We start from the raw sequence: 13,546 nt of genomic DNA, 5'->3' as shown, positions 1-13,546 counted from the left end.
GAGCGCTTCTTGTAAAGGGTTGACAACGCAATGAATAAATATGAAGCTGAATTCAGCAACCTTGTACGTGCTTTTCGTAAAAAGCATATGGGCAAAGGACCTAGTAAAATCAACACGACGTTTTGCAAGAATTGGGCAATTTGTGAAATGGAAGGCAATCTGTCCCCTGTCGAAAAATTTATTGCGAGTGCAGACGAAGGAAAGCAAATGCTTCGCTCTGCTCGGACAGAAATGGTAAAAGAGATGTACCGAAAAAATCGTCCAGTCGATATGGAGCAGTTTCTTGGGTGTAACTTCCTCGATTTATTTGTTGACATTGATATTGAACGAGATTTCGGCATGTCAATTTTCGTCTTTGATGAAAACATTGAAGACAAATTTTCAAAGCATTAACAGCACGTAAGCCTCACTTATTGTAAGGTGTGCAAAAAAGGGCTCGTCATACTTATTCGATATGTACTACGTATGATTCTGACACAAATAGCGTTCCTGTTTGCTGCAGAATCCCCAACAACATATAGATAACGTTAGCACTTGATAGCGACCCTGTTAAAGACTAACCGCTGGATATTCGTTGAACTATTTGATTTGATCATTGAACGAATGACAGCGGTTTTTTCTTTGAGAGCGATTCTTCCCTATAGAAAGGATGATACAAATGGGAAAAACAAAACATAATGGACCAATTAAACTGGACAAAAAATGGGACCCTTCACTTTGGGCTGGTAAAACCCCAATGGGCCTTGGAAAAGTGAAACCAAAGCACATTCGTGACACAATTAAAGTTGCAGTAGATAACAAAGACAATCTAGCCTATGCATATCGTATTTTGACTCAAGGTGTTTGTGATGGCTGTGCCTTAGGCGTATCAGGTTTACAAGATCAAACGCTGGCAGGTCCTCACCTTTGTACAACGCGTCTAAACGTACTTCGTTTGAATACAATGCCAGCAATGGATCCAAAGTGGTTTGAAGACGTTGAAAAATTACGTTCAATGGATAGTACAGAATTACGTAAGCTTGGACGGATTCCTTACCCACTTTCAAGAAAACCTGGTGAAAATAAATTTACTCGTATTTCTTGGGATGAAGCGTTAAATCGAATCGCAGCCAAAATTAAAAGCATTGATCCGAAACAGCTTGCTTTTTATTTAACGGCTCGTGGTATTACAAATGAAGTGTATTATACCGCTGCAAAGGTTGCTCGTTTCTTAGGAACAAACAACATTGATAACGCTTCAAGAATCTGTCACTCCCCTAGTAAAACAGCCTTAAAGCGTTCACTTGGAATTGGTGCATCAAGCTGTAACTACCAAGACTGGATCGGAACAGACGTCCTTGTATTCTGGGGTTCTGTAGCTGCCAACAACCAACCGGTTTCTACAAAGTACATGTATGCTGCGAAAAAAGCAGGAACAAAGATTATTATGATTAACCCATATCGTGAGCCAGCGATGGAAAAATATTGGATTCCTTCCATTCCAGAAAGCGCCCTCTTCGGTACGCAAATTGTCGATGATGTGTATCAAGTTAACATCGGTGGAGACATCGCCTTTATGAACGGGATCATGAAGCATTGGTTTGAAATGGAAGAAGCAAATCCTGGCTCAGCAATTGATCATCAGTTTGTTCAAGAGCACACGAATGGATTTGATGAATTGAAGAAGCATGTGATGAGCTTGGATTGGGCGGATCTTGAAGCTTCATCTGGTCTCACGAAAGAGCGTATGCTTGAGCTTGCACAACTACTTGCCAAATCAAAATCTGGTGTCTTTATTTGGAGTATGGGACTGACACAACACCGTTTTGCAACCGATAATATTTCTCAAGTCGCAAACATTGCGATGCTACGTGGATTTATCGGACGCAAGCATTGTGGCGTAATGCCAATTCGTGGCCATAGTGGCGTTCAAGGTTCCGGTGAAATGGGTGCAGATCCATTCGTCTTACCTGGTGGTGATTTTGAGCCGAAAAACATTGAGAGAATGGAAAAAATTTGGGGATTTGAGATTCCGAAATGGCAAGGAGATTCAGTTGGAACAACGCTTGAGAATGTTCTTCTTCCTGATGACCACGAGCGTAAAGTTCGTCTATTCTACACAAGTGGCGGTAACTTCTTAGAAACAATGCCAGACCCTGATTTCATTAAAGAGGTACTGGAAAACGTTGAACTCCGTGTTCACCAAGACATCATTTTTAACACATCCACTCTTGTTGATGCCAAAGAAGAGGTCATTGTTCTGCCAGCTATGACTCGTTACGAGCAGCCTGGTGGTGGCACATCTACGAGTACGGAACGGATGGTCTATTTTAGTCCAGAAATTAAAGGACCAAGAATTGAGGAAGCTCGTTCAGAATGGGAAATTTACGTTGACCTTGCGAAACGTGTCGATCCAGAAAGAAGCCACCTCGTAAACTTTGAAAATGCACAACAAATTCGTGATGAAATTGCTGTTGCGAACCCGAACTATGACGGCATTCAACACTTGAAAAAACGTGGTGATGTCTTCCAATGGGGTGGTGCTTGGCTTTGTGAAGACGGCATTTGCCCAACAGCAGATGGTCGTGGAAACTTACTTGCGATTGATCTGCCAGAAAATCGTAAAACGGAAGGTCATTTCTTTGTAACAAGCCGCCGTGGAAAGCAGTTTAACTCAATGGTCTACAGTGAAAAGGACCCATTTAACGGCGCAGATCGCTATGATGTCATTATGAGTGAAGCTGACGGTAAAAAGCTTGACATTCGTGATGGTGACGCGATTGTTGTGTATAATCAATTTGGTACCTTCCAAGGAAAGGCTCGCTTTGGTGACACGAAGGATGGTAACATTGCCGTCTACTGGCCTGAAGGAAACATGCTTCTTCCTAAAGGAGTCTATGAAAAATATGCTCAAATTCCTGAATACAATACAAGTGTCATTGTTGAAAAAGCAGAAATCTTCCATGCGCACAAGGATAAGCGTTATCTAGAAAAGCGAATTGAAGAGCTTGATATGAGTGTAAGTGAATAACATAAAATGCGAAAGCAAACAGGGAACCTTTCATTTCATAGAAAGGTTCCCTGTTCCTTCATTATACAATCTTGCCACTGTTATCAGTGCCAATCCATCTAAAACGGGATGATGAGTGATCCTGTTTGCCCCAAGTGACTGTAATATTGAACTTAATTCCGATGCATCATAGCGATGCCGCCTTGTTGATACATTCGACCATTGGAGCATTGTTTTTTGTTCAAAGCCATTAATTTGATGGGTCTCACAAAAACGTGCGGCTTGAGCTGGATTCATAAGATGGGTCGGATTTAGCATGCCGAGCACGCCACCTGAGCGAACGACACGTGCCATTTCCTTAAGCCCTTTTTCAGGCTCTGGTAGTAGAAACATCACGCAGGTAGAGAGAACAACATCGAAAGATTTACCATCAAAAGGCAAGGCATAAGCATCAGCCTCCTGAACATTTGAATACGCCGCTGCCCCTGCCCCCACTAAAATCTCTCGTGCTGCCAACACCATTTGCTTTGATAGATCAACACCTGACAATGATTGCGCCTCATTTACACCTCGTGCTAACAGCCTTCCAGTGCCACAGCCTACATCAAGGATTTTTTTATTCCTCCATGAACCTGTCTTTTCCTTCAGCTGATCGTGGATTGCTGAAAGCCACTGGGTTCGCGCCATTCCATCGAAAAACGCCACAAGTGGGTCAAATTCTTCTCCGCTCATCTTTCGCATCTCACTTCACCCTTTTTATCCGTTCAACCAATCTTCTGAGGAAGGATTCTGACGCCAGCTTTGTAGCTTGGTCAGCTCCTCTTCGGAAATCGTTCCTTCCCTCTCAGCCACTTGGATGAGCGCATCATAATCAGAAAGCGTCTCATAAGGCAGCTTTGCATCCTCTAGCAATGCTTTCCCTTTATCAAGTCCGTATGTAAAAATTGCAACAACGCCAACCACCTCTGCTCCTGCTTCTCGAAGTGCATTGGCTGCTGTAATCACACTTCCTCCGGTAGAAATTAAATCTTCGACAATTACGACCTTTTGTCCTGCTTTTACTTGTCCTTCAATTTGATTTCCTTTTCCATGTCCTTTTGATTTACTGCGAACATAGGCCATTGGTAAATCAAGACGCTCACTCAACCATGCAGCGTGGGGAATGCCAGCAGTTGCCGTTCCAGCGATCACTTCAGCTGTAGGGAACGAGGACTTCACAAGCTGTTCAAGCCCTAATGCAATTTCTTTTCGTACGGCCGGAAAAGACATCGTTAATCGATTGTCACAATAAATCGGGGATTTCATCCCCGAACTCCAGGTGAACGGATCATTTGGACGTAAGCTTACTGCTTGAATGTCTAATAATAGCTTTGCAATTTTCTCTTTCATTGCTTTCCCTCCCACGCTTTTTGAATCGCCTGATACGCCGCAAAGGGGTCCTTTGCGGCTGTTATGCTCCGTCCTACAACAATGCCCCAGCTTCCAAGCGTTCGTGCCTTTTCCGGTGTAACGACACGCACTTGGTCACCAAGGTCATCCTGCACTTGACGAATACCTGGCGTAACGGTCAGAAATCCCTTTCCACATATCTCATGAATTAGGGGGACCTCTTGAGCTGAGCAGACAACGCCATTGAGTCCTGCACTTTGAGCAAGCTTTGCATAGGATTCAACAACCGTTTGAAGTGGCTTTTCGATTAATAGCTCATGATGAAGCATGGTTTCATCGGTGCTTGTCAGTTGCGTGACACCGATAAGAAGCGGACTAGCTACGCCAGCTGGCTTCCCTGCTTCAAGACCTTCTCTTGCAGCAGTCATCATCGCATGCCCCCCTGCCACATGTACATTGACAAGGTCTACACCAAGCTCAGCAAGCTGCTTCATGGCCCGCTTCACTGTATTTGGGATGTCATGAAGCTTTAAATCAAGAAAGATCCAATGACCTCTCTCTTTTATTGCCTCAATAATACCTGGACCCTCTTTATAAAATAGCTCCATGCCAACTTTTAAGGCTAGGGATTCATTCGGAAGTCCTTCTAAAAGGTTGATAGCTTCCTTTTTGTTTTCTACGTCTAGGGCAATAATTAGCGGACGCTCCATGCTTCCTTCCAGCTCCCTCCGATTAAATCTTGAATGGTATCCACCTCTAATTTATCAAGCAATTGAGTCAGTTCTTCTATGATGGTTGGGCAGACGTAAGGATCCGTAAAGTTAGCAGTACCAACAGCTACAGCACTTGCTCCAGCTAACAAAAATTCAATCACATCCTCAGCTGTCTGTACTCCCCCCATTCCGATGATTGGGATGGAAACGGCTTGACTGACTTGATGGATCATCCGAATCGCCACAGGCTTAATGGCAGGACCTGATAACCCCCCTGCGCCATTTGCTAATATGGGCTTACGTCGCTTCACATCAATTCGCATGCCCAAAAGAGTGTTAATCATGGAAAGACCGTCTGCTCCTGCTGCCTCAACTGCTTTTGCCATTTCAACAATATCTGAGACGTTTGGTGAAAGCTTCACATACACTGGTACGCTGGAAACGTTCTTCACCTCTTTCGTTAATTCCGCAGCCACTTCCGGAATCGTTCCAAATGCGATTCCACCCTTTTTGACGTTCGGACAAGAGATGTTTAATTCAAGGGCATGAACGTTCGGGGCAGTAGAAATCCGTGCAGCTACCTCAATATAGTCATCCATTTCAGACCCAGCGACGTTCGCAACAATCGGTAGGTCGTAAGCCGCAAGCCTTGGCAGCTCTTCAGCCATAACCTTTTCTAAACCAGGGTTTTGCAAACCAATTGCATTAAGCATTCCTGAATGGGTTTCCGCAACACGAGGTGTTGGATTCCCAAAACGTGGCTCTGCTGTTGTCGCTTTGATCGCCAAAGCGCCTAAAACACTCAAATCATAAAATTCACTGTATTCTTTTCCGAATCCAAAACAGCCCGATGCAGGCATGATAGGGTTTTTCATCTTAAGACCTGGTAAGGCTAGAGCTAGACGATTCATAATACGACCTCCCCTATTGGAAACACAGGTCCATCTGTACATATTTTTCGATAGCTTGTGCCACCTTCATCTCCTTCAAGATGACAAACACAGGCGAAGCATGCACCAACTCCGCATCCCATACGCTCCTCTAATGAAATGTATGCCCGCTTATGACGAAACCGTTCCGTCAGTGCTTTGAGCATCGCAGTTGGTCCGCATGAGTAAAGCGTATCAAAGGAAATCTCTTGCTGCTCATACACATCTGTCACAAAGCCTTTCGTCCCAAGTGTGCCGTCAACCGTTGCTACATACGTTTGACCAAGCTCTGAAAATTCATCGACATAAAACGTGTCTTTTTCACTTTGAAAGCCAAGAATATGAACGACATGACATCCTTGAGCCTTTAACTGCTTAGATAAATAATAGAGAGGTGGAACGCCAATCCCTCCACCTATAAGGAGGGCTGTTTCTCCTTGTTTTGTTTCCTGAACTGGAAAGCCTGTACCTAATGGACCAAGCACATCAATTTCCTCTCCAATCATGCGTCCTGAAAGCCTTCCTGTACCAGCTCCATCCACTCGATAGAGCATCGTCAATTCAGACGTTGATGAATTGACATCGCAAATGCTAATCGGTCGTCGTAATAGGAGCTCGGAGCCTTCATCCACTTTAAGATGAACGAATTGTCCAGGAGCCGTCATCTGTGTGACAAGCTCCCCTTTTACCGTTAGTTGATACACATCTTTTGCGATCGATTTATGACCTGTTACTGTTAATTTCCCTTTCTTACTCATGCAGCCTCCCCCTTTACTGCATTGCTGGCATGCTTTCAGAAGAAAACGTAATCGATTCTAACACACGTAGCAATGCTTCTGCTGTATCTAATGATGTTAAGCAAACAACGCCATTTTCCACTGATTCACGACGAATTTTGAACCCATCTCGAGCGGGCTGCTTGCCGCGCGTTAGTGTATTAATGACAAATTGCGCTTGCCCTTCTCGAATAACATCTAACAAATGCGGCTTCTGATCACCAATTTTATTCACCGTTGTAACTGGAATGTTTTCCCCTTCAATTAACTTTGCTGTTCCTTCTGTTGCTAGAATGCTAAAGCCAATCGTGTGGAAGCGGCGGACAAGACTAAGGGCTTCCTCTTTGTCTTTATCTGCTACGGTAAACAGTACCGCTCCATGTGTTGGAATCATCATTCCTGAAGCAATTAATCCCTTATACAACGCTTTTTCTAACGTCTTATCCCGTCCCATAACTTCCCCTGTTGATTTCATCTCAGGTCCTAATGTAATGTCGACGCGACGTAATTTTGCAAAAGAGAAGACAGGCACCTTCACTGATACTTCACTTGGTTCTGGATGATAACCTGTTTCATAGCCTAATTCCTTCAATGGCGTACCAAGCATCGCTTTTGTTGCAACATTTGCCATCGCCACACCTGTAATTTTACTTAAGAACGGAACCGTCCGGCTTGAACGAGGATTCACTTCTAACACGTACACCTCATCTTGATGCCAAACGAATTGGATATTCAAAAGGCCGATAATATTTAGTCCTCTTGCAATGGCCGCAGTCCGATCAATGACTTTTTGCTTAAGGTGCTCAGGTAGCGTTTGTGGAGGATAGACAGCAATCGAGTCACCTGAATGGACACCAGCGCGTTCAATATGCTCCATAATTCCAGGGATAAATACGTCCTTGCCGTCAGAAATGGCATCCACTTCTAATTCTTTCCCTGTCATGTAGCGATCGATTAAGACAGGGTGCTTCGGATTAATTTTAACAGCATTCGCCATGTAATTTAGCAATTCTTTTTCATGGTAGACAATTTCCATTGCACGTCCACCAAGAACATAGGAAGGACGAACAAGGACTGGATAGCCAATTTCAGCTGCGATCTTCACCGCTTCATCCACCGAGGTTGCCGTTTTCCCGAGAGGCTGAGGGATGGATAATTCCATTAAGGTTTGTTCGAATTTATCACGATCCTCAGCCCGGTCCATGTTTTCTAGAGACGTTCCAATAATCTTAACCCCACGAGCGACTAATTCTGATGCTAGATTAATCGCTGTTTGTCCGCCAAATTGGACGATGACGCCTTCTGGCTGCTCCAAATCAACGATGTGCATAACATCTTCAATTGTGAGCGGTTCAAAGTAAAGCTTATCAGATGTACTAAAGTCTGTAGACACTGTTTCAGGATTGTTGTTAATAATGATCGCTTCATACCCTGCTTCTTTTATCGCCCAAACGGTATGAACCGTTGCGTAATCAAACTCAATCCCTTGACCGATACGTATTGGTCCAGAGCCAAGGACGAGAATGCTCTTCTTATCGGAACACGTCGATTCATTTTCTTCCTCATAGGTTCCGTAGTAATATGGGGTCGCTGAAGCAAATTCAGCTGCACATGTATCGACCATCTTATAGACCGGAACAATTTGCTGCTCTTGGCGGAGCTCATAGACCTCTCGCTCTTCCATCTCCCACAGCTGCGCAATTTTTATATCAGAAAACCCTCGTTCCTTTGCTTCTCTTAACCATTCGAGGCTTTTGGGGTTACTTTCTAGTTGTTTTTCAAGCTCAACAATGCGCGCAAAAGAGTGTAAGAAAAAACGGTCGATTTTGCAGAGCTTCCAAAGCTGCTCAATCGTGTAGCCACGACGCAGCGCCTCACCAATCGCGAAAAGTCGTTCATCATCAGGCTTGATAATCTTTTTCTCTAGCTCTTCATTTTCAAGCTTCGAAACATCCTCTTGCTCTAAATGATAGACACCCGCCTCAAGGGAACGAATAGCTTTTAAAAGTGATTCTTCTAAATTGCGTCCAATCGCCATCACTTCACCGGTTGCCTTCATTTGTGTCCCAAGAGAACGATTCGCTGCTTCAAATTTATCAAACGGCCAGCGTGGAATCTTCGTTACGACATAATCAAGTGCTGGTTCAAAGCTTGCATAGGTCGTTTGCGTAATTGGGTTTAAAATTTCATCTAGTCCATAACCAACGGCAATCTTTGCCGCAATTTTTGCAATTGGGTAGCCTGTTGCTTTTGAAGCAAGGGCAGAAGAACGGCTTACCCTCGGATTTACCTCGATAATATAATATTGGAAGCTATTCGGGTCAAGGGCGAATTGAACGTTACATCCCCCTTCAATTCCAAGGGCACGAATAATTTTTAACGAGGAATTTCGTAGCATTTGGTATTCTCGATCCGAAAGTGTCTGGCTTGGCGCAACCACGATAGAGTCACCCGTATGGACACCGACAGGATCGATGTTTTCCATGTTACATACGACAATCGCTTGATCTTTGCCATCGCGCATCACTTCGTATTCGACCTCTTTAAAGCCTGCGATGCTTTTTTCCACTAGACATTGGGTCACGGGGCTATATTTCAAGCCACTTGAGACAATCTCAATGAGATCCTCTTCATTGTAGACAAGGCCTCCTCCTGTACCACCAAGGGTGTAGGCAGGACGAACAATAATCGGGTAGCCAACTTCCTCAACAAACGTATACGCCTCTTCTAAGGTGTGAATAATCGCACTATCAGGCACTGGTTCATTAAGCTCATGCATCAGTGAACGGAATAAGTCACGGTCTTCCGCTTTCTTTATCGCTTCAAGGTCTGTCCCAAGGAGCTCAACATGGTATTGAGCTAGAATTCCAGATGCCTCTAACTCTACAGCCATATTCAACCCCGTTTGTCCCCCGAGCGTTGCAAGCAATCCGTCTGGACGTTCCTTTCGAATAATGCGGCTAACAAATTCGTACGTTAGTGGCTCAATGTATACTTTGTCTGCCATCGTTGTATCCGTCATGATCGTTGCAGGGTTGGAATTGACGAGAATGACCTCATAGCCTTCCTCTTTTAGCGCTTGACAAGCTTGCGTTCCAGCATAATCAAACTCTGCCGCCTGCCCGATGACAATTGGCCCTGACCCGATAACGAGTATCTTTTTTACATTTGTTCGTTTTCCCATCTCTTTGTCTCTCCCCTTCTTTAAGCCAAAATATCTGTTTTTAAATTTGTGGCCATCATTGTCATAAAACGGTCAAATAGCTCGTTAGCATCTTCTGGTCCGGGCGATGCCTCTGGATGGTATTGGACGCTAAATGCTGGATAGGTTTTATGCTCCAGCCCTTCCACCGTACCATCATTTACAGCTTCATGCGTCACGTTTAGTTCTGTGTTCATGAGTGACTCTCGGTCAACTGTAAAGCCATGATTTTGGGCTGTAATATCAATTTTATTTGTCGCAATTTCTCGTACTGGGTGGTTTGATCCACGATGACCAAACGTTAATTTGCTTGTCGTTGCCCCACATGCTAGGGCGAAAAGCTGATGGCCTAGGCAAATTCCAAAAAGAGGGACACGACCTAGAAGGCCACGAATCATTTCAATTCCTTCTGGCACGTCTTCTGGATTACCTGGTCCATTGCTTAACAGAACACCATCAGGCCCTAGGCGAAGAACTTCCTCAGCTGTCGTGTTGTATGGAACGACAATCACATCACAGTTACGATGAATCAACTCCTGTAAAATCCCGTGCTTTGCTCCGTAATCGACGAGAACAACGCGCTTTCCTCTACCTGGTGCATGATACGGGTCCTTTGTCGATACCATAGCGACTTGATTTTTTGGTAGTTCACTCTGCTGAAGCTCTTGAACCGTTTGATTTACGTCTACTTCCATGCCGCAAAGTCTTCCCTTTAACGTTCCGTGCGTCCGAATCAGTCGTGTTAATTTTCGTGTATCAATCCCTGACATGCCAGGGATTCCTTTCGCTTCTAGTAAATCATGAAGGGACTCTTCACTTCTCCAGTTGCTTGCCACCTCCGCAAGCTCTTTAACGATCAGGCCGTGAATGGCGGGTGAAATCGATTCAAAATCATCACGATTAATCCCGTAATTCCCAATAAGAGGGTACGTTAATGTGACAATTTGTCCACAGTAGGATGGGTCTGAAAGAATTTCCTGATATCCTGTCATCCCTGTATTAAAGACGACTTCTCCTGTCGTTTCAGCTGCCGCTCCAAATGCTTTGCCTACAAATACTGTTCCGTCTTCTAAAATCAGTTGTCGTTTCATCAATTATCCCTCTTTTCTTTCCCATACGAGATTCCCACCCACAAAGGTTAGCGTTGGCCAACCTTGGCATTCCCAATTTGTGAATGGCGTGTTCTTTCCCTTTGATACAAAGCTTGTTGGGTCAATCTTTTCTTTTCTTTCAAGGTCAATGACTGTTACATCTGCTACTTGCCCTTCTTTTAATACTCCGTATGGAAGGCCAAATGCCTTTGCTGGTGCAGTTGTTAGCCAATCCAGTAACTGTGCGAGTGTGGCTGTGCCAGTTTGTACAAGGTGAGTATAAAGAAGAGGAAAAGCTGTTTCGAGTCCAACAATCCCGAACGGTGCTCGCTCCAATGATTGCTGCTTTTCTTCGTTCGTATGAGGTGCATGGTCCGTCGCAATAAAATCTATCGTTCCGTCGAGTAGCCCTTCAATTAAGGCTTTTTGGTCATCTTTGCCTCTGAGTGGCGGATTCATTTTATAATTTGGATCAAGGGACGGAATGTCTTCATCACAAAGTAGCAAGTGGTGAGGTGAAACTTCTGCTGTTACACGTATTCCAGCACGCTTTGCATCTCGGACGACACGAACCGATTCCTTCGTACTAATGTGGCAAACATGGTAATGTACGCCTGTAGCTTCCGCTAATAAGACGTCCCGCGCAATATGTACAGATTCACAAACCGAGGGGATACCAGCAATACCATGGCGTTCAGAAAAAACGCCTTCGTGAACCGTTCCGTTTTGAATCAATGTGTTGTCTTCACAATGGGCAACAATGGCCATATTCGCAGCTTTTGCTTTCTTCATCGCCGCAAGCATCATTCCAGCTGATTGAACGCCTACTCCATCATCCGTAAAGGCGAATGCACCTGCTTCTTTCAAGCCTTTAAAATCAGTAAGTTCTTCGCCAAGCTGTCTTGTCGTTATCGCTGCATATGGGAGTACACGTACCTGAGCTGTTTCAGCAATTCGATTCATCAACCATTTCATTTGCTCGACTGTATCTGGAACAGGTCTCGTATTCGGCATCGCTGCAACGGTCGTAAAACCACCCTTTGCCGCTGCCTTTGTACCTGTTTCGATTGTTTCTTTCTTCTCCCCACCTGGCTCACGTAGATGGATGTGTAGATCGACAAGCCCGGCACTAACAAGCTGTCCCTTTACGTCATAGGTTGTAGCCGCTTCGTCGTCAATCTTGTCTGCCATTTTCTCAATCAACCCATCATTGATTAAAAGATCTTGCTGGATTTTTACCCCTTCAGCTGTGATCATCGTTCCGTTTTTAAGCAATGTTTTCATGGTATTGCTCCTCTCGTTGGTTGGTTTATTTTTCCAATGACCTTTTTAAAACAGCCATTCTTACAGCTACACCATTTGCCATTTGTTTAAAAATTCTTGAGCGTTCACATTCAACAAGCTCGCTTGCAATTTCGACCCCTCGATTGACAGGAGCTGGATGCATGATGATGCTTCCTCGTCTCATGCTTCTCTCTCGCTCAATCGTTAACCCATGCTCCTTGTGATACGCTTCAACGGATGTTTTTTTCGATCCGTCATGTCGTTCATGCTGAATACGTAAGAGCATCATCACATCTGCCTTTCGAACTGCTTCATCCATAGGGACATACGGATACAACTCTTCATATCCATTCATCCAATCAAGCGGGCCAGAAATCATGACTTGGGCCCCTAGCCGCCTTAATGCTTCAGCATTTGAACGTGCGACACGGCTATGTCTTAAATCACCGACAATGGCAACCTGTAGGCCTGCAAACTGACCAAACTCCTGTTTCATCGTTAATAGGTCAAGTAATGATTGCGTTGGATGATGTCCGCATCCATCTCCAGCATTAATGACAGGAATGGAAAGCTTCCCCTTTAACTCATTAAAGTAATTGTCGAGTGAATGTCGAATCACTAATGCATTTGCACCGATAGACTCTAGCGTTTTGGCTGTATCGTAAAGGGTTTCACCTTTTTGAACACTTGACTTCTCGCCATCAAAGTTTAACACTTGCAATCCCAATTTTTTTTCTGCCACCTCGAAGCTGAAGCGAGTCCGTGTACTTGGTTCAAAAAATAGATTAGCGACAAAAGTGTCTCGATGCGGAAACCACTGTTCTCCTTCAATAAATCGTTCGGCTTGCTTGAGTATTTCTTTAATATCCTCAATCGATAGTGAAGGCATTGTCAGCAAGTCCCGTGCAACCATCGGTCCGTCTGCTAGTTGTGCTCCCATTTCATTCACCTCTTCATCTTTATTAAAAACGAGATTTTATTAGAAAAGCTTGGCTTCTCGCCAAGTCCTTAATGGCGAAAGCCCTAGTCTTTTTTTATTTGTTCAGAAAGTTATCATGATTTTTACACTTTCTGATTAGTCAAAAAAATCCCTGAGAGAGGCTCTCAGGGCATGGGAAAGTAAGAGGGGTCAATCATCACATCATGCCTCTTACTTTTATACAGCCTTTGAAG

General features: G+C 44.2%; 11 protein-coding genes. 2 read left to right on the top strand and 9 right to left on the bottom strand.

Annotation, left to right across the window (positions count from 1 at the left end; all coding sequences use genetic code 11):
* Positions 1-30: 30 nt before the first annotated feature.
* Both BLT_RS0107885 and BLT_RS0107880 read left to right on the top strand, forming a co-directional pair.
* Positions 31-393, top strand: coding sequence for a DUF2294 domain-containing protein (locus BLT_RS0107885; protein ID WP_017727243.1), 363 nt, complete (start codon positions 31-33; stop codon positions 391-393).
* 265 nt (positions 394-658) lie between these two features.
* Complete coding sequence (locus BLT_RS0107880) at positions 659-3,010, top strand: FdhF/YdeP family oxidoreductase (protein WP_017727242.1); 2,352 nt, start codon at positions 659-661, stop codon at positions 3,008-3,010.
* A 30-nt stretch (positions 3,011-3,040) separates the two neighbouring features.
* Here BLT_RS0107880 and BLT_RS0107875 read toward each other — a convergent pair whose 3' ends face one another.
* Genes BLT_RS0107875 through BLT_RS0107835 form a run of 9 tightly spaced genes read right to left on the bottom strand, consistent with a single transcriptional unit; the run spans position 3,041 to position 13,313 of the window.
* Positions 3,041-3,730 (bottom strand): class I SAM-dependent methyltransferase, encoded by a 690-nt coding sequence (locus tag BLT_RS0107875; RefSeq protein WP_017727241.1) that lies wholly within the window; start codon positions 3,728-3,730, stop codon positions 3,041-3,043.
* 15 nt (positions 3,731-3,745) lie between these two features.
* Complete coding sequence (gene pyrE / locus BLT_RS0107870) at positions 3,746-4,378, bottom strand: orotate phosphoribosyltransferase (RefSeq protein ID WP_017727240.1); 633 nt, start codon at positions 4,376-4,378, stop codon at positions 3,746-3,748.
* Entirely contained in the window at positions 4,375-5,088 is a 714-nt protein-coding gene (gene pyrF / locus BLT_RS0107865) for an orotidine-5'-phosphate decarboxylase (RefSeq protein ID WP_017727239.1), read from the bottom strand. Before pyrF ends, pyrE begins: the two co-directional genes overlap by 4 nt.
* Positions 5,073-6,002, bottom strand: coding sequence for a dihydroorotate dehydrogenase (locus tag BLT_RS0107860; RefSeq protein ID WP_017727238.1), 930 nt, complete (start codon positions 6,000-6,002; stop codon positions 5,073-5,075). Before BLT_RS0107860 ends, pyrF begins: the two co-directional genes overlap by 16 nt.
* Complete coding sequence (locus BLT_RS0107855) at positions 5,999-6,778, bottom strand: dihydroorotate dehydrogenase electron transfer subunit (protein WP_017727237.1); 780 nt, start codon at positions 6,776-6,778, stop codon at positions 5,999-6,001. Before BLT_RS0107855 ends, BLT_RS0107860 begins: the two co-directional genes overlap by 4 nt.
* A gap of 13 nt (positions 6,779-6,791) precedes the next feature.
* Complete coding sequence (carB, locus tag BLT_RS0107850) at positions 6,792-9,980, bottom strand: carbamoyl-phosphate synthase large subunit (RefSeq protein WP_017727236.1); 3,189 nt, start codon at positions 9,978-9,980, stop codon at positions 6,792-6,794.
* A 20-nt stretch (positions 9,981-10,000) separates the two neighbouring features.
* Positions 10,001-11,089 carry a carbamoyl phosphate synthase small subunit gene (locus BLT_RS0107845; RefSeq protein ID WP_017727235.1) on the bottom strand — a complete coding sequence of 363 codons (1,089 nt, stop codon included), beginning with the start codon at positions 11,087-11,089 and terminating at the stop codon, positions 10,001-10,003.
* Between the two features lie 3 nt (positions 11,090-11,092).
* Entirely contained in the window at positions 11,093-12,373 is a 1,281-nt protein-coding gene (locus tag BLT_RS0107840; protein ID WP_017727234.1) for a dihydroorotase, read from the bottom strand.
* A 25-nt stretch (positions 12,374-12,398) separates the two neighbouring features.
* Positions 12,399-13,313: an aspartate carbamoyltransferase catalytic subunit gene (locus BLT_RS0107835; RefSeq protein WP_017727233.1), complete on the bottom strand. Its 915-nt coding sequence runs from the start codon at positions 13,311-13,313 to the stop codon at positions 12,399-12,401.
* Positions 13,314-13,546 lie beyond the last annotated feature (233 nt).

Origin of the sequence: Halalkalibacterium ligniniphilum (genome assembly GCF_000334155.1) — a bacterium.
GTDB lineage: Bacteria > Bacillota > Bacilli > Bacillales > Bacillaceae_D > Halalkalibacterium > Halalkalibacterium ligniniphilum.
Note: the sequence above shows the minus strand (reverse complement) of the source record. Positions and strands in the feature narration are given on the sequence as shown.